The following is a 16452-nucleotide window of genomic DNA, read 5'->3' as shown; positions in this document are numbered from 1 at the left end:
GCCGGGCAGGCATAAGGCTGCGGCTGTACTTTTAGGCAATACCGCATAATTCTAAGTGCCGATACGGCGAGCGAGGTGCGGCAGCTGCTAAGCCAAAAGCGCAGATAATACTTTGTGCTGCAAAGGTGAGCGCCGCCGGTGGCGGATACAGCGAACCGAAGCAGGGGCAGCGGTCGCAGAGTGCGAGGGGCTTTTGTCCCCGAAGCACGATGCGGGTACCGCAACCCGACATTATCGAGCATTTTGGCAACGCAGTTGCCGTGCCGCACACCGAGCCGCAGCGAGGCGCTTCGGAGCGCAACCGACGCTTTGCGGCGGCTCTTGGCGCGGAGATCCGCCGGAGCGGTGCTTAAGCCGTCAGGCGGGAATTGTGCGGTATTGCCTTTAGTATACCAGACCCTGCTTTATTTATCAATCACGGTCGAGGTGCGGCCGATGCCGACGACGGCCTCGGTGATCTTTTTCCAGCTGTTGCATCCGCAGACTCCGTCTGCCGTCAGGCCAAAGCGGCGCTGCACACCTTTCAGGGCGGTCTCGGTCCTGGCGCCGAACACGCCGTCCAGCGTGCCGGTGGTGTAACCCAGGGCGTTCAAGGCGTCCTGCAGCACCAGCACATAGGTGCTGCGGTTGCCGCGGCGTACCGTAGGGTAGCCTGCCGTAGTTTTGGCGCAGGCGGGTTTGCCGTAGCGGCGGTCAAAGTGCACCCAGGTCGGCGTCATCGAGAGCGGCTCCACATAGCCCCACGCCTTGGTGGCGACAGCGGCATTGTAGATGGCCTTGCGGGCGTCCGCGCCGCTGCTTTGGCCTACGTCAAAGGCCACGCCCGCGTAGTGCTGGCTGGTGGTGCCGTGGCCACCCTCCCAGATGCGCTTGAAGGCGTAGCCCACCGGGATGGATTTGCCGTAGGTGCGGCGGGTCAGGTTCCAGGCCTCCATGGCGGCGGTGGTGGTCCACAGCACATTGGCCCCGCTGGAACCGCGGAATTCCCGCAATTTCAGCGTGCTGCCGTAGCTGTATGGCATGGGGTCATTCTCGTTCAGGTCATAGGTGTAGAAGCGGTTGTTGAAGGCATCGTACACGAACAGTTTTGCCATAGTTATCCCTCCTCGTTCCGGCACTTGCGGCAAATGCCCTGGGCGGCCAGGCGCAGGCTTTCCCAGGTGTCGGCGTCCACCACGCCCAAGGGCTGCAGGCCGGCGGTGAGCTGGTAGCTTTCCAGCGCCGATTGCGTAGCTTCGTCAAATACACCGGTCTCGGGGACAAAGTTTGCCCCCTGGTTCACGGCGGCGATGAGGTTGAGCCACTGCTGCACCTGCAATACCGCCGGGCCTGCGCTGCCCAATGCCAGGGCCGAGGCAGGCCACTCGCCGCCCGGTTCCGGCCCGGCCGCGGCGGGGGTCACGGCCAGCAGCGTCAAAGCGGCATCGCGGAAAATGGTCCAGGTTGCGGGCGTCACCTCGCCTGTCTCCGCCAGCCCAAAGTAGCGCTGGGCACTGCGCACGGCGATCTCCAGCTCCGAGTCAAAGGTATCGGACGGCTCGGTGCCGGCCAAAAAGTTGATCTCGGGTATCCATTGGTTCAGGAACAGCAGCAGCCGGTTCAGCTGCAATATTTCCGGGCCGCTGTCGCCGGGTCTCAGCGTTTCGGTGGGGGCGGTAAGACCCACCACCCGTACCACAGGGCCGCTGGTCTCCAAGGCCTGCACAGCGTCGTAGATGCTCTGCCAGGTCAGGCGGCCGACGGTACCGTCCACGGTCAGGCCCGCCCGCTCCTGCCAGGCACGCACCGCGCGGGTGGTCGCCGCGCCAAAGGTGCCGTCCACCGTCACGGTGGGCACATCGCTGTAATAGGCCGCCAGCCGCCGCAGGTAGAACTGCACGGCCCGCACAGCGGTGCCGCTGCTGCCCTGGCGCACCGTGGCGGTGAACTGGCCGGGCGCTACGCCGTAGTCCACAATTTTGTTGGCCACGGCCAGGGCGACTTCCTTTAATTTGTTCCAGGTGCTGCGCCCGGTCACGCCGTCCGCCGCCAGCGAGAACCGGTTCTGGAACGCCGTCACCGCCCTGACGGTGGCTGGGCCATAGCTGCCGTCCACGGTCACGTGGGACAGGCCGCTGTAGTTGTCCGCTGCCAGCCGCAACCAGAACTGCACCAGCCGCACTTCCATGCCGGTGCTGCCCCGCCGCAGGGCAGTGCCGGGCCAGGCGGTGCCGCCCAGGTCACTTTGGGCTTCCAGCCAGGCGGCATACAGGGCATTCCAGGTCGTCTGTCCCACCACACCGTCCGCTGTCAGGCTTTGCTTTTGCTGAAAGACTTTCACCGCCCGCTCGGTGGCTGCGCCGTAGCTGCCATCCACCGTCACGGCGGGCAGGCTGCTGTCAAACTGGGCCAGGTCGGACAGCCAAAACTGCACCTGCTCCACATTGCTGCCGGTGCTGCCGCGCCGCAGGGTGGTGCCGGGCCAGCCGCCGGTGCTCTGAGTGCCGTCGGCGGTCTCGCCCTCGCTGGTCAGCTCCGCCAGGTTCTTGACGCTGACGTAGATATAGCTGATTTTGAACCAGGTGCTTTTGCCCACCACGCCGTCCGCCGTCAGGCTGAACTGCTTCTGGAATTTTTTCACCACATTTTCGGTGGTCTCATCAAATATGCCGTTCACGGTGGGCTTGCCGAAGAACGGGTAATCCTTGGCAATGCGGGAAAGCTGCCGCTGGATGATGCGCACATTGGTGCCGGTGCTGCCCCGCCGCAGGGGGCTGCCGGGATAGCTGGAGGGGATGCTGGCGATGTTATTGGTGGTGACCAACTCCACCCGGCTGCCGTAGTAGTAGCGCAGAATTTGCAGGGCGTTTTTGCCCTCTTTGGCGCGGTCGACGGTGCCCCACTGCTTCATGCCCGGGCAGGTGACGGTTTTGCCGTCGCAATACTCGGTGTAGTAGGGTTCCCGGTCGCCGCTGCGGCGCACGTAGGTGTTGAACAGTTCGGCGGTCAGTTTTTCCATCACCGCAAACACCGTGCGGCCCGAAACGTAGGCCTGGTCGACACCCGGCGAGCCGGTGATATTAAAACTATAGCCCCGGCTGGGATACCACTCGGTCCAGATGCGGTTAAGCGCAAGGCTGATCTGCGCGAGAATATTCGCGCGGAGTGCCTGTTCCGGCCAGGTAGGGCAGACAGTCGGGGCTGTTTTACGTATTTCGACAAGTTTATTATAAAGGCAACACCGCACAATTCCCGCTTTACAGCTTAAGCACCGCTGCTGCGGCTGCGGAGCACAATCTGCGTCGCAAAAATGCTCGATAATACATCCAGTATTATCTGCGCTTTTTGCTTAGCAGCTTGTACTTCTCGCTCGCCGCATCGGCACTTAGAATTGTGCGGTATTGCCTAAAGTATCTGCATCCCGCACGGGGATGCCGTTTTCCCGCAGCAGGGCCGCAAATACGCCCTGGCCGGGGATCTTTCTGCCGGTGAAGGTTCCATCGTATACTTCGGCAGCACCGCAACTGGGGCTGCGCGGCTGCAGGATGGCGAGTTCCACACCGTTTTCTTTGGCAATGGCCAACGCTCTAGCCGCACCGGCGCGGAATGCCGCATCCACACTGACGCCGTCCTTCGTAACGACCTCTCCGTTTACGATCTCCGCCGGGGTGCGGGGAACCGACAGGCCGCCCAGTACCTCAGGGCAGACGGGGATGACCTCATGTCCCTGCACAAAGGCCGCTGCTTTTTCGCTGTAATTGTTGCCGCCGCTGTATTTGCAGTTTTCGCCCAGCAGGCAGGCGCTTACCAGAATCTTCATCGGCGCGTCCTCAGCTTACCACCGGGCTTTCCGGCAGAATGATCTGGATCAAGGTCTTATCCAGCATCAGGGTGCGGTGCCAGGGGTTCAGGATGATGCCCTCGATCTCGGGCACGGTCAGGGCGGTTTCCAACAATTTTCCAATGTCCGCCATAAAGGTGGACTGCACCTGTTCTGCGCCCCGCATTTCCTCCTCAAAGCTGGTAAAGGCGTACCACCAGGCGCGGCCGTCGGGGGTCTGCACGACTTTTAAGCTCATCTGGGTGGTGCCGGGGTTGGGCTCCACGGCTACCACAAACTGGCCGTTTTCCCGGATGCGGCGGCGGATGGCCGTCAGCGCGTGGGCCAGCAGCTCCGGGGTGGCGTTTTGCTGTAAGGCGGCAATGGCCTGCTCGATGTTCTCGTTGCCCTGCAAGGCTTCTTCCTGCATAGTGTGTTCCTCTCTTTATCCGTTTTGGGCCTATTATAGCAGATTTTGGCGGGAATAAAAAGGGGCTGGAAACTTTGCGCAACTGCTGGTATAATAGGGGCAAAGAAACAGCCCAACACGCGGAAAGGTCGAGCCTATGCTGGAAGAACTGAAACAACAGGTTTATGCGGCAAACATGGAATTGCCCCGCCGGGGGCTGGTGACCTACACCTGGGGCAATGTCTCGGGCATCGACCGCAAGGCCGGGCTGGTGGTCATCAAACCGTCGGGTGTGGCGTATGAGGAGCTGACCCCGGACAAGCTGGTGGTGCTGGACCTGGACGGCCGCAAGGTCGAGGGCGGGCTGAACCCCAGCAGCGACACCAAGACCCATCTGGAGCTGTACAAGGCCTACCCGCAGCTGGGGGGCATCGTGCATACCCACTCCACCTACGCGGTGGCCTTCGCCCAGGCGCGGCGGGACCTACCCGCCTTTGGCACCACCCACGCCGATTATTTTTACGGCCCGGTGCCCTGCACGCGGGAGCTGACGCCCGAAGAAATTGACGAGGATTACGAGCGGAACACCGGCAAGGTGATTCTGGAGACCTTCGCCCGGCGCGGCATCGACCCGGTGCATGTGCCCGCCGTGCTGTGCGCCAGCCACGGGCCGTTTACCTGGGGCAAGGATGCCGCCGAGGCCGTCTACCACGCCGCCGTGTTGGAGGAGGTGGCCAAGATGGCCGTTTTGACCCTGACCATCGACCCCGGCGCCCAGCCTGCGCCCCAACATGTATTGGACAAGCATTTTATGCGCAAGCACGGACCCAATGCGTATTATGGACAGAAAAAATAAGGCGTACCGTAGGGGCCGATGCTCGCATTGCGGGCCCGCGGGCGCCCCTGCAATAACCACAACAATATAGTAAATAAAGGAGGAACCATACCATGAAATTTTTCATTGACACTGCCAATGTAGAGGAGATCCGCAAGGCCAACGACATGGGCATTATCGCCGGTGTCACTACCAACCCCAGCCTGATTGCTAAGGAGGGCCGCGACTACGCCGAGACCCTGGCCGAGATCGCCACCATCGTGGATGGCCCCATCTCCGGCGAGGTGAAGGCCACCACCGCCGATGCCGAGGGCATGATTGCCGAGGGCCGCGCCATCTACGCGCTGGACCCCGCCCACATGGTCGTGAAGATCCCCATGACCGCCGAGGGCCTCAAGGCCATCAAGGTGCTGTCGGCCGAGGGTATCCCCACCAACTGCACGCTGATCTTCAGCGCCAACCAGGCCTTGCTGGCCGCCCGCGCCGGAGCCACTTACGTCAGCCCGTTTTTGGGGCGGCTGGATGACATCGGCCAGCCTGGCATTGAGCTGGTGGAGACCATCCACGATATGTTCCTGAACTACCCGGACATTGAGACGCAGATCATCGCCGCCAGCGTGCGCAATCCCATCCATGTGACGGACTGCGCCCTGGCCGGTGCGGACATCGCCACGGTGCCCTATAAGGTCATCGAGCAGATGCTCCACCACCCCCTGACCGATGCCGGCATTGAGAAGTTCAAGGCCGACTACACCAAGGTGTTTGGGGAATGAAGCACATACAGAAAAGCCCGCCAGCAAAACAGCTGGCGGGCTTGTTCTTTGGCTTTTTAGGGTTTCGGCTGGTAGCGCATGTCCGATACCGTGTACACGGTGATGAACGCCCGGGGGTCTTCGCGGTTCATGAAGTCCATCAGCTTCTGGTACTCGCCCTTGTCCACGATGGTGATGATCTCGCGACGTTTTTCCATGTTGTAGGCACCGTAGGATTCATACACCGTGGCCCCGCTGTGCAGGTCGGTTAGGATGAAATGGCGGAGTTCTTCCTCTTTTTGGGTGATGATGCAGACGCGGCGCTTGATATTGTGGTCAAAAATAAAGTGGTCCAGCACCAGCCCGTTGAAGTAGGTGCCCAGCACGCTGAGCACCACGGTCTTTTTATCGTAGACCAGCGCGGCCGACAGCGCCACGCACATGCCGGAGAGCGACATAGCCCGGCCCAGCTCGATGTGCAGGTACTTGTTCATGATCTTGGCCACGATGTCCAGCCCGCCGGAGGACGCGTTGCGGTTGAACAGGATACTCAGCCCCACGCTGACCACCAGAATGTAGCACAGCACGTCCAATTCCTGGCTGTCGGTCAGCGAGCCGATGTCGGGGAAGAGCCGCTCAAACAGGCCGATGAATGCCGGCAGCAGGATGCTGGTGTAGACCGTTTTGGCCCCAAACTCCCGTCCGCAGGTGAAAAAGCCGATGATGAGCAGCACCACGTTCAAGATCATCGTGATGGCAGACAGCGGCAGCGGCACAAAGTTGGACAGCACGATGCCCAAACCCGAAATGCTGCTGACCGACGCATGGCTTGGCACCAGGAAAAAGTAGACCGCCGCCGCGATGATAGCCACCGCCACGGTCAGGATGGCGGCCTCCTGGGCGACGGCCAGGGCGGTGGGCTGTTTTTGTTTAGGCATGCTCAGTTCTCCTTGATGCGCTTGCCGGTGATGTGCTCCGGCGTCAGCGCCAGGCAGAGCACACGGTCCTTGGCGGCGGCGTACTCTTTGTTAAAATATTCGTCGTCCGGGGTGAATTTGCGGCTGAGTTCTTTGCAGGCCAGCGCGGTGGCGGCTTCGTCCGTTACCGGCGCAATGCGGCCAAACACGATAACACTGCGGAAGTGCAGCGGCCATTCGCCGTCCATGCGCACGCCCTCGTCGTGGATGCAAAAGGATGCCTTATCGCAGGCGCGGATGGCGTCGATCTTGTGGCCCTCTTTCGCGCCGTGGAAGTAGAGCTTGCCGTCGGCCTCGTTATACCAGTAGTCGATGGGCAGGCCGTAGGGGTAGCCGTCGGCCCCCAGCAGGGACAGCACGCCCCGCACCTGGGTTTTGAGCAGTTCGCGACATTCCTCGGCAGGCATTTCCTGCTTAAAGCGGCGTATTTTACGGAACATAAGGGGACTCCTTTTTATAGAATTTTAATGATTCATTCCCGTTACACTGTAGGGGTCGATGCAAGCATCCGCCCCTACAATGCAGTGTGTCGTATCATTTCAGCCTTCCGGCGTTTTGCACACATTCACCCAGCCCTGGGCGTTGCACACTCCTTCCAGTTCAGGCAGCCTTTGCTTTCCAGATACTTCTTTGCTTTTTCCAGCGACATAATACGTCCCTCCATTTTGCAAAAAAATACTTTCCCTGTTCCCATTATATCGCCTTTTGCCGCAGATGAAAAGCAGGCCGCCGAAAAAATCCGGTGACCTGCACTTTTACCCTTTATCGCTGTAGCTGCAAATTTGAATTGCCGCGCCGTTTTCCATCATTGTAACACCTACAATAAGTTACTATAGATTTTTATAGCGGCCTTGCAAAGCGGGGCGAAGCGTGGTATAGTAGATAGGTTCACAAGGGGGAGCTTGCACTAAGCAGGCTGAGAGTGGGCTGTTGCGCCCTGACCCGTAACCTGATTTGGATAATGCCAACGTAGGGAGATACCTTGACGCCTGCTCGTTTGAGTTAGTACGCGGATATGTCTTCGCCGGCATATCCGCGTTTTTGTTTGGGCAAACTCCCCCGCGGTGCATTGGGGGCACCACCTTGCGCCGCGTTACAAAACCTTGCTGTGCATATAAGAAAGGAAGTATCTACGATGAAAACAGCATTGACCATTGCTGGCAGTGATTCCAGCGGAGGCGCCGGTATCCAGGCTGACATCAAGACGATGACCGCCAACGGCGTTTTTGCCATGAGCGCTGTCACCGCCCTGACCGCCCAGAACACCACCGGCGTAACCGACATTTTTGAGACGACCCCCAAGTTCCTCTCGGAGCAGCTGGACGCCGTCTTTACCGACATCTACCCCGATGCCGTCAAGATCGGCATGGTATCCTCGGCAGAGCTGATCGCTACGATTTCCGAGCGGCTGCGCTTTTACAAGGCCAAGCACATCGTGGTCGACCCCGTGATGGTAGCCACCTCCGGCGCCAAGCTGCTGCGGGATGACGCCGTGGCGGCCCTGACCGCCGAGCTGCTGCCCCTGGCCGAAGTGCTGACCCCCAACATCCCGGAGGCCGAGATCCTCGCCGGCATGACCATCACCGACGCCGCCGGCATGGAGGCCGCCGCCAGGGTCATCAGCGAGAAGTACGGCTGCGCCGTGCTGTGCAAGGGCGGCCACCAGATCAACGATGCCGACGACCTGCTGTGGCAGGGCGGCACCGGCAAGTGGTTCCGGGGCAAGCGCATCCATAACCCCAACACCCACGGCACCGGCTGCACCCTGTCCAGCGCCATTGCCTCCAACCTGGCCAAGGGGTACGACCTGGATACCTCGGTGGAGCGTGCCAAAGCCTACATTTCCGGCGCACTGGCCGCCATGCTGGACTTAGGGAAAGGCTCCGGCCCCATGGACCACATGTTTGAGCTGAAAGGTGAGTTCGTGCAGTGAAAAAGACTTCTACCTTTCAGAACGGTTTGATCTGGTTCGGCGCGGGCGTGTCCCTGGCCGAAATTCTGACCGGCACCTCGTTTGCGCCGCTTGGCATGGCCAAGGGCTTTGCCGCCATTCTCATCGGCCACATCATCGGCTGTGCCATGATGCTGCTGGCGGGCCTTATCGGCGGGCGCACCGGCCGCAGCGCCATGGAGACCGTCAAGATGAGCTTTGGCCAGAAGGGCGGCCTGCTGTTTGCCTTTTTAAACGTGCTGCAGCTGGTGGGCTGGACGGCCATCATGATTTACGATGGCGCACTGGCTGTGGGCGGCATTTTCGACATTGGCCGCTGGGTGTGGTGCCTGGTCATCGGCGCACTGATTATTCTGTGGATCGCCGTGGGCATCACCGACCTGGGCTGGATCAACAAAATCACGATGGCCGCGCTGTTTATCCTCACGCTGGTGCTGTGTAAGGTCATCTTCTTCTCCGGCAATGTGATGCCCGCTGTGGACGGTGAGAGCCTGACCTTTGGCGCAGCGGTGGAGCTGGCCGTGGCAATGCCCCTGTCCTGGCTGCCGCTGATCAGCGACTATACCCGCGATGCCGAGAAGCCCACCCAGGCCACCTGGGTCAGCGTCATCGTCTACGGGCTGGTGTCCTGCTGGATGTACGTCATCGGCATGGGCGCGGCGATTTTCACCGGCGAGTATGACATTGCCGTCATCATGGTCAAGGCCGGGCTGGGCATTGCCGCGCTGGTGATTCTGGTGTTCTCCACCGTGACCACCACGTTTCTGGACGCCTGGTCGGCGGGCATCTCGGCCGAGAGCCTGACCCCCAAACTGAACGGCAAAAAGACCGCTATCGTGGTGACGGTCATCGGCGTGGCCGGGGCCATCCTCTTCCCGATGGACGACATCACCGGCTTCTTGTACCTGATCGGCTCGGTCTTTGCGCCGATGATTGCGGTGCAGATCGCTGACCACTTTATCTTAAAGCGCGACCGCTTTGCCGTAGCGGCCGATGCACGCAACCTGGTCATCTGGCTGGTGGGCTTCATCGCCTACCGCCTGCTGATGGGCGTGGACACGCCGGTAGGCTACACCCTGCCGGACATGGTGCTGACCGTGGTACTCTGCCTGATTGCCGAGAAGGTCCGCCCCACCAAAGAATAAGGCTGATAAGCCCCTAAGCAAAACAAAAGCGCCTTGCCGTAACTGGCAGGGCGCATATTTTTTGCGGTGCAGTGTTTGCAGGGGGTGTATTCGCCCCTTTATATAACTGCAAAACTAGATAAACAGTTATATAAATTACATATCTAAGTTATATTTAACTGTTTTTATAACTGTAAAAACAGTTATAAGCAGTTAAAAACACTGGGGTGTTTTTCTAGTTTTATAGTATATAAGGGGCCAAAAAGTAGTTTTTGGGCAGTGCAAAATAGGTGCGGTGGATGCAAAGGCTCCCCTTGAGGGGAGCCTTTATCACTTATTTTGCCGCCTGCTTATCCTCTTTGCGCAGCATCCGCGTTACCATAAACGCGCAGTAGCACAGCGCAAAGCCCCAGGCGATGGGGTTGGCCAGGCTGATGCCCAAAAAGCCCAGCCCATGCAGGGCCAGCCAGCCGCCAAAGCTGCGGCCGATCAGCTCACCCACGCCGGAGATGACCGCCATGGTGCTGTAGCCCAAACCTTGCAGCGTGTTGCGGAAGATCATCAGGAAGCCCAGGATCACAAACAGCGTGCTGATGACCGCCAGATAGTCCAGCGCCCCCGCCGTTACGGCCGGGTCGGCATCGCCCAGCACCAGGCCGACGGCAAAGGGTTTGATAAGCCAGATGACAAACCAGGCGGCGATGCTGTACACAATTTGAATGAGGCAGCCGTCCCGGATGCCCTGTTTGATGCGGTCGTTGCGGCCCGCGCCGTGGTTCTGGCCCACGTAGGTGGCCATGGCCATGCCCACGCTTTCCATCGGCAGGGTGAACATCTGGCGAATTTTTTCGCCCGCCGTCTGGGCGGCCACCACCACGCTGCCCATCAGGTTGATGGCGTCCTGCATGATGACCGCGCCGATAGCGGAGACCGAATACTCAAACCCCATGGGCAGGCCGATGACCGCCAGCCGCTTGCAGTGGGCAGGGGAGAGGCGGGTGTTCTCTTTGGTAAACCGGATGCCCTCCACCTTGGCGAAGAACCACCAGGTGCAGAGCAGGCCGCTGAGCAGCTGGCTGACGACGGTGGCCAGCGCCGCGCCGTCCACGCCCATGCCCACCGGCACGATGAGCGCCCAGTCCAGCCCGATGTTTATAATGCTGGCCCCCAGTAAAAAGTAGAACGGATGCTTGGAATCGCCCAGCGACCGCAGCACGCTGGCCGAGTAGTTGTACAGCACCGTGGCCGGGATGCCCAGAAAGATGACCCGGATGTACTTGACGGCGTCCGCAAAAATATCGTCCGGCGTGTGAATGAGCTGCAGCAGCGGCGCGGCCAGCAGGGTAGTTAAAATCGTAAACACCACGCTTATCGCCACGCAGAGCCACGCGCCGTTGGCCAGGTAGCGGTGCAGGTCGTCCCGGTTTTTCGCGCCGAAGGCCTCAGCCACCGGGATGCCGAAGCCGACACACGCGCCCTGGATGAAGCCCAAAATCAAAAAGTTCAGCGAGTAGGTGCTGCCCACAGCAGCCAGTGCGTCGGTGCCCAGGCAGCGGCCCACGATGACTGTATCGGCAAAGCTGTACAGCTGCTGGAACACCGTGCCCAGCACCAGCGGCAGCGCAAACACCAGAATACGCCAAAGCGGCCGTCCGGTGGTCAGGTCCGTGGTGCCGGAGGATGACATTTTTTCGTCCATGGTCGGAGGATTTTCCTTTCCTTTTTTCGCATACTCGCGTTATTGTAGCATAGGTACGGGGCAAAAGCAAGGGGACCGCTAAAAAGGCCCCCTATGTACAGGAAACAAATCGGTGTCACTATGAAATTTATGAGCAACTCATAAACTGCCCCCTATCTTCCGCTTTCCCTGTTTCCGCCCTATAATGTAGCTGTGGGCGCCGTGACGAACATTGTGCTGGATGCGCTATTCATAAACGGTTTTCATATGGGTGTTCAGGGCGCGACCCTGGCGACCATCCTCTCACAGGGTGTGTCCGCCGGTTTTGTCATCCGCTATCTCTGCACAGGCAAAAGCGTTCTGCGGCTTCGCCTGCGGAATATTCGCTTTCATGGGAAGCTCCTCTGGCCGTGTATTCTGCTGGGAACATCCCCTGCGCTAATGCTCATGTACGGTAGAGAAGCACAAAGCAAAACAAAGACAGCCAGCCCTGCCACTATTCCGAAGTCAGGGGAACGCAATAGAAAAATTCATAGCTGTATGCTATACTTAATTAGCATTTGAACATATCAAGCTGACACAGCAATCTCTTTGCTTGCCGTTAATGCGCGTCTACCAATAGTCCGCAGAAAGCAAGAGTAGCGTAAAGGTATAAAAATTTCAAACTTCTTTGTAACGAAATTCCGCTTTCTCCGTCTAACCTATGAAGCTGAAGGAGGTGATGACAAGTATGGACTATGAAAAGCTCTATAAAGCCTACTATTTACAGGTATACTCGTATACTATTTCTCTTGCCAAAAATCGTGAGATAGCAGAGGAAATCACGCAGAACACATTCTATAAGGCTGTTTCTACAACATCACAATTCAAAGGTAAGTCAGATGAATTGACATGGCTTTGCTCCATAGCAAAAAATCTTTACCATGATGAAATGCGAAGCCGTCAGCGAGTAGCTGATGTGAGTGAAATCAATGACTTGCCATCAAATGAAAATGTTGAGAACTCAGTTGCAGATTCTGACATGACGTTCCGCATACACCTCGTTCTTCACCGTTTGGAAGAACCATACAAAGAAGTCTTTCAGCTTCGCGTATTCGGGGAACTATCTTTTTCACAAATCGCTGCAATTTTTGGAAAAACAGAATCATGGGCGAGAGTTACTTATCATCGTGCAAAGCTAAAAATTCAAGAAAGGATGGATGAAAAGCATGAGTAAACAATGCGATATTATTCGAGATATTCTTCCGCTGTATGTTGACGGTGCTTGCAGCGAAGCAAGCGCAGAGATGGTAAAAGAGCATTTGAACGCCTGTGCTGACTGTAACGCAATTTATCAGAAATTGCTTTCTCACACGAACGAAGATGTTCTTCACGAAGAAAGCGAAAGCGTTATTATGCGCCATGAGGCAAAAGAAAAGCAGAGAGGCAGAAAAAAGATAACGATTGCTGTTCTCGTTTCCATCGCTCTTTGTATCATTGCAATTTTTACAGCTCTCTTTCTGTTACCTATAAACATTGCTTATGCGCCTGTCAAAATCGACTTCCCATTTGAGGTTGAAGATGTCGAAAGCGTTGAAATGTACCACTATGACGGAGTGCCTGCATCAGCAGAAAAGAAAGTAGTCGTTGCTGAAAATGATATAAAGACCCTGTATGATAAGTTCAAGGGCTTATCCTTAAAAGACAAAACAACTGAGGAAACTGCCGGAGCAGATGTGACCAGCTTTAGATTTAACCTCTCAGATGGAACAAGCTACGATTTGATTTACGCCTGCTATGGAGTTAAAAACGGCGAATTGAAGTCAGAAGCAGGCGGTTTTAAGTATTTCACAAGTGCGGATATTGGCTCTTATTGGAACAATTTGAATACGGAACTTGAAGCAATTCCTATCAATGAGAGTGAATTGCCGTGAGCAGATAGCAAACCCAGCCGAGCCTGTCAACGGTCAAGATGAACGGCGGAAATGCGCCGCCGTTGACAGCCCCGCCCGTCTTTGCTGTTCGGTAATCAAGAGGGCGACAGCACAAGATGCTGCCGCCCTCTGCCATTATTCAGAAAGGGGGATTTTCCATGACCGAACACGAAAAGTATCAAGAACATATCCGGCATACACACGATGCCTTTTGCAAGACTGTTATTCGCCACGCTGCCATAGACGCAGCCCGGAGCATACGGAGCCGCCGCAAGCGGGAAATCTCGCTTGAATATCTGATAGAAGAAAAACACTATCCATTTCACACCTGTGTTCTTCTATATTTAATTGGTTGCAACCTCCCCCAAAACGCTGTATAATATACTCAAATATCTATTCAGGAGGTTGAAACCTATGGTCGATTATACTGAAGGCAGCGGCAAGCAGTATCATGTCGGGCTGGGTCCCGGCGATGTGGGCCGCTATGTGCTTCTGCCCGGCGACCCCAAGCGCTGCGCCAAAATTGCCAAATATTTTGATAACCCTCGTCTGGTGGCTGACAGCCGCGAGTTCGTTACTTACACTGGCACCCTCAACGGCGTACCCGTCAGCGTTACCAGCACCGGCATCGGCGGCCCGTCCGCTTCCATCGCGCTGGAAGAGCTGACCAACTGCGGGGCTGACACTTTCATCCGCGTAGGCACCTGCGGCGGCATGCAGGAGGATGTCTGCGGCGGTGACGTCGTGATTGCCACCGGCGCGATCCGCATGGAGGGCACCAGCCGCGAGTACGCGCCCATCGAGTACCCTGCCGTGCCTGATTTCGGCGTGACCAACGCCCTGGTGGACGCCGCCAGGGACGTAGGCGTTACCTACCACACCGGCGTGGTGGAGTGCAAGGATTCCTTCTACGGCCAGCACCAGCCCGAAAAACACCCCGTCTCTTACGAGCTGCTGAACAAGTGGGAAGCCTGGCTGCGCATGGGCTGCATCGCGTCGGAGATGGAGTCCGCCGCGCTGTTCATTGCCGGCGCTTACCGCCGCGTGCGGGTCGGCTCGCTGTTCCTGGTGGTCGCCAACCAGGAGCGCGCCAAAAAGGGCCTGCCCAATGCCCAGGTACACGATACCGACCTCGCCATCCGCGTCGCCATCGATGCCATCCGCAAGATGATCGACAAAGAGGGGCACTAATTTCATAGCTCGTACGGTACACCCTGACCGGTGTGCCGTTCTTTTTTTCCAATCGTCACCCTTTTAGGCCAATTTCGGAAAATCGTTTCGTTTGTGCGTGTATTCTGTATCGGGAATGCAGCTCACCTTCGGCGACAACGCTCCCGTATCGGGGGAGTCTGTCTCACAGAGGGAGCCTTTTTTGTATGTACCGCATATATTTAGGCGAAGGGGGGATGCCGCATAAAAGCTGCCATCTACTGCCGCCTTAGCAAGGAGGACGCGGCCAAAACCGGGCCCGAATCCGAGAGCATACAGAACCAGCGCTCGATGCTGTTACGCTATGCGGCTGAGCACGGCTACACCGTGCAGGAAGTCTACATCGACGAGGACTACTCCGGCGCCGACCGGCGCCGTCCGGCGTTCAACCAGATGCTGGCGGCGGCCGAACGGCGGGAATTTGACGTGATTTTAGCCAAAACGCAATCCCGCTTTACCCGTGATATGGAGCTGGTGGAAAAGTACCTCCACGGCAAATTTGCTGAGTGGGGCATCCGCTTCATCGCCGTGGTGGACCACGTGGATACCCAGGACCGTGCCGGGAAAAAAGCCCGGCAAATCAACGGGCTTATCAACGAGTGGTATCTTGAGGATCTGTCCGACAATGTGCGCTCGGTGCTGACGCATAAGCGGTGGCAGGGGGATTACATCGCCACCTTTGCGCTGTACGGCTACTGCAAAGACCCCGCCGACCACAGCCGCCTGCTGCCTGACCCCGAAGCTGCCGCCGTGGTGCGGCACATCTTTGCGCTGTATCTGCAAGGGTACGGCACCGCGCGCATCGCCCATATTTTAAACGCCGAGGGCGTCCCGCCGCCCAGCGTCTACCGCCAGCAGCACGGCGGACCGGCCCACACCGGCAGCGGCCAGTGGAGCCGCGCCACCCTGCACCAGATGCTGACCAACCGTACCTACGCAGGCGATTTAGAGCAGGGCCGCCGCCGCAAAGTCAGCTACAAGTCTGCCCGCAGCGTGCGGCTGCCGCGGTCGCAATGGATCGTGGTGCCAGGTACCCATGAGGGGCTTGTCTCCCGCGCCGACTTTGCCGCCGTACAGGCGCGGCTGGCCCGCCGTGGCAGGGGAGCGCTGTAAACTGCATGGCCTACCCAGGTGGGATAGACTTCGCTGGACGCCACATTGGCGATATAGGATTGGAAGCTCACCGTCACGTTGCGGGCGCTGGCCGCCGGGCGGCCCAGATGCACGGTGATTTTGCGGGGCACGACCACCTCGCTCAGCACGTTGCCGGGCAGGCGCTCCTCGGGCGCGGGGCCGCTGCCGCCGTCGCCGGCAAACAGCACATGGGGTGGGATGGTGACGGTCTGGGGCGCGGTTTCCCGTGCGGGCAGAGCGTTTCCGTCCCCGCCGCCGGGCAAAAACTCCAGCCGCGCCACCGTCTGCTGGCCGTCAAATACCTGCACGCCGTCCAAAATCTGGCTCTGCCAGCCACTGGCATCGGCCCGCAGGCGGTAGACGGCATAGGGGCGCACCGTCGTGTTGGTCTCCTGCAAGCTGTAGCTGGCGTTGGGCGCGGGCAGGTTTGTGGCTTCTGCCGCACCGGCTTCGTCAGTGGTCAGGCGGGCCACGGTCACACCGGATTCATCCAGCACCGCCACCTGCACGCCTGCCAGCGGCGCCGCCTGCCCCGCCACAGACGCATAAACTTGGATACTGCCTGTTGGCATAGTAAACACCTCCTTGTACCACGGTATGCCGGAGGACGGGGAGGTGTGTAAACAGCAAAAAGCCCGAAGGCATTGCACCTTCGGGCTTTTGGATTTGCG

At 58.5% G+C, this 16452-nt stretch carries 15 protein-coding genes, 1 pseudogene and 1 riboswitch; of the genes and pseudogenes, 9 read left to right on the top strand and 7 right to left on the bottom strand.

The window, feature by feature from the left end; translation table 11 throughout:
* Positions 1-404 precede the first annotated feature (404 nt).
* From OGM81_01285 to OGM81_01270, 4 genes are all read right to left on the bottom strand, one after another.
* Positions 405-1094, bottom strand: a complete 690-nt coding sequence (locus OGM81_01285) for a peptidoglycan-binding protein (GenBank protein ID UYJ43814.1) — start codon at positions 1092-1094, stop codon at positions 405-407.
* Positions 1095-1096: 2 nt separating this feature from the next.
* Positions 1097-3226, bottom strand: coding sequence for a peptidoglycan-binding protein (locus tag OGM81_01280; protein ID UYJ43813.1), 2130 nt, complete (start codon positions 3224-3226; stop codon positions 1097-1099).
* A gap of 138 nt (positions 3227-3364) precedes the next feature.
* Positions 3365-3799 (bottom strand): DUF523 domain-containing protein, encoded by a 435-nt coding sequence (locus OGM81_01275; GenBank protein UYJ43812.1) that lies wholly within the window; start codon positions 3797-3799, stop codon positions 3365-3367.
* A 10-nt stretch (positions 3800-3809) separates the two neighbouring features.
* The gene (locus OGM81_01270) at positions 3810-4229 is read right to left on the bottom strand and encodes an SseB family protein (protein UYJ43811.1); all 420 of its coding nucleotides are present in this window, start codon (positions 4227-4229) and stop codon (positions 3810-3812) included.
* Between the two features lie 139 nt (positions 4230-4368).
* Here OGM81_01270 and OGM81_01265 point away from each other — a divergent pair, with 139 nt between their 5' ends.
* Together OGM81_01265 and fsa are read left to right on the top strand one after the other, a co-directional pair.
* Positions 4369-5064, top strand: a complete 696-nt coding sequence (locus OGM81_01265; protein ID UYJ44946.1) for an L-ribulose-5-phosphate 4-epimerase — start codon at positions 4369-4371, stop codon at positions 5062-5064.
* Between the two features lie 92 nt (positions 5065-5156).
* Positions 5157-5816, top strand: a complete 660-nt coding sequence (gene fsa / locus OGM81_01260; GenBank protein ID UYJ43810.1) for a fructose-6-phosphate aldolase — start codon at positions 5157-5159, stop codon at positions 5814-5816.
* A 56-nt stretch (positions 5817-5872) separates the two neighbouring features.
* Here the strand turns inward: fsa and OGM81_01255 are convergent, their stop codons facing one another.
* Both OGM81_01255 and OGM81_01250 read right to left on the bottom strand, forming a co-directional pair.
* A complete protein-coding gene (locus OGM81_01255; GenBank protein UYJ43809.1) occupies positions 5873-6733 on the bottom strand; it encodes a YitT family protein in 861 nt (286 codons plus the stop codon).
* A 2-nt stretch (positions 6734-6735) separates the two neighbouring features.
* Positions 6736-7212, bottom strand: coding sequence for a pyridoxamine 5'-phosphate oxidase family protein (locus OGM81_01250; protein ID UYJ43808.1), 477 nt, complete (start codon positions 7210-7212; stop codon positions 6736-6738).
* Between the two features lie 444 nt (positions 7213-7656).
* A riboswitch (TPP riboswitch) is annotated at positions 7657-7761 on the top strand.
* Between the two features lie 146 nt (positions 7762-7907).
* Here OGM81_01250 and thiD point away from each other — a divergent pair.
* Both thiD and cytX read left to right on the top strand, forming a co-directional pair.
* On the top strand, positions 7908-8705 hold the full coding sequence (thiD, locus tag OGM81_01245; protein ID UYJ43807.1) for a bifunctional hydroxymethylpyrimidine kinase/phosphomethylpyrimidine kinase: 798 nt from the start codon (positions 7908-7910) through the stop codon (positions 8703-8705).
* Entirely contained in the window at positions 8702-9868 is a 1167-nt protein-coding gene (cytX, locus tag OGM81_01240; GenBank protein UYJ43806.1) for a putative hydroxymethylpyrimidine transporter CytX, read from the top strand. The genes thiD and cytX overlap by 4 nt, the downstream gene beginning before the upstream one ends.
* Before the next feature lie 313 nt (positions 9869-10181).
* Here cytX and OGM81_01235 read toward each other — a convergent pair whose 3' ends face one another.
* Positions 10182-11546: an MATE family efflux transporter gene (locus OGM81_01235; GenBank protein UYJ43805.1), complete on the bottom strand. Its 1365-nt coding sequence runs from the start codon at positions 11544-11546 to the stop codon at positions 10182-10184.
* 682 nt (positions 11547-12228) lie between these two features.
* On the opposite strand from OGM81_01235, the gene OGM81_01230 reads away from it, so the two are divergent.
* The 5 genes and pseudogenes from OGM81_01230 to OGM81_01210 all read left to right on the top strand — a co-directional run bounded on the left by OGM81_01230 (position 12229) and on the right by OGM81_01210 (position 15760).
* The gene (locus tag OGM81_01230) at positions 12229-12741 is read left to right on the top strand and encodes an RNA polymerase sigma factor (GenBank protein UYJ43804.1); all 513 of its coding nucleotides are present in this window, start codon (positions 12229-12231) and stop codon (positions 12739-12741) included.
* Positions 12734-13438: a zf-HC2 domain-containing protein gene (locus OGM81_01225; protein ID UYJ43803.1), complete on the top strand. Its 705-nt coding sequence runs from the start codon at positions 12734-12736 to the stop codon at positions 13436-13438. The genes OGM81_01230 and OGM81_01225 overlap by 8 nt, the downstream gene beginning before the upstream one ends.
* 116 nt (positions 13439-13554) lie before the next feature.
* Positions 13555-13761, top strand: a pseudogene (locus OGM81_01220) (sigma-70 family RNA polymerase sigma factor).
* 91 nt (positions 13762-13852) lie between these two features.
* Complete coding sequence (gene udp, locus OGM81_01215; protein UYJ43802.1) at positions 13853-14629, top strand: uridine phosphorylase; 777 nt, start codon at positions 13853-13855, stop codon at positions 14627-14629.
* 234 nt (positions 14630-14863) lie between these two features.
* Entirely contained in the window at positions 14864-15760 is an 897-nt protein-coding gene (locus OGM81_01210; GenBank protein UYJ44945.1) for a recombinase family protein, read from the top strand.
* The last annotated feature ends 692 nt before the right edge of the window (positions 15761-16452 follow it).

The sequence above is a fragment of the Oscillospiraceae bacterium genome (assembly GCA_025758045.1).
Classification (GTDB): domain Bacteria; phylum Bacillota; class Clostridia; order Oscillospirales; family Ruminococcaceae; genus Gemmiger.
The sequence above is the reverse complement of the archived record's forward strand: the minus strand, read 5'-3'. Positions and strand labels throughout refer to the sequence as shown.

Coding starts and splice junctions, on each gene's coding strand:
- OGM81_01285 (UYJ43814.1), bottom strand. CDS start 1,094: ATGGCAAAACTGTTCGTGTACGATGCCTTCAACAACCGCTTCTACACC.
- OGM81_01275 (UYJ43812.1), bottom strand. CDS start 3,799: ATGAAGATTCTGGTAAGCGCCTGCCTGCTGGGCGAAAACTGCAAATAC.
- OGM81_01270 (UYJ43811.1), bottom strand. CDS start 4,229: ATGCAGGAAGAAGCCTTGCAGGGCAACGAGAACATCGAGCAGGCCATT.
- fsa (UYJ43810.1), top strand. CDS start 5,157: ATGAAATTTTTCATTGACACTGCCAATGTAGAGGAGATCCGCAAGGCC.
- OGM81_01255 (UYJ43809.1), bottom strand. CDS start 6,733: ATGCCTAAACAAAAACAGCCCACCGCCCTGGCCGTCGCCCAGGAGGCC.
- OGM81_01250 (UYJ43808.1), bottom strand. CDS start 7,212: ATGTTCCGTAAAATACGCCGCTTTAAGCAGGAAATGCCTGCCGAGGAA.
- thiD (UYJ43807.1), top strand. CDS start 7,908: ATGAAAACAGCATTGACCATTGCTGGCAGTGATTCCAGCGGAGGCGCC.
- OGM81_01235 (UYJ43805.1), bottom strand. CDS start 11,546: ATGGACGAAAAAATGTCATCCTCCGGCACCACGGACCTGACCACCGGA.
- OGM81_01230 (UYJ43804.1), top strand. CDS start 12,229: ATGAAGCTGAAGGAGGTGATGACAAGTATGGACTATGAAAAGCTCTAT.
- OGM81_01225 (UYJ43803.1), top strand. CDS start 12,734: ATGAGTAAACAATGCGATATTATTCGAGATATTCTTCCGCTGTATGTT.
- udp (UYJ43802.1), top strand. CDS start 13,853: ATGGTCGATTATACTGAAGGCAGCGGCAAGCAGTATCATGTCGGGCTG.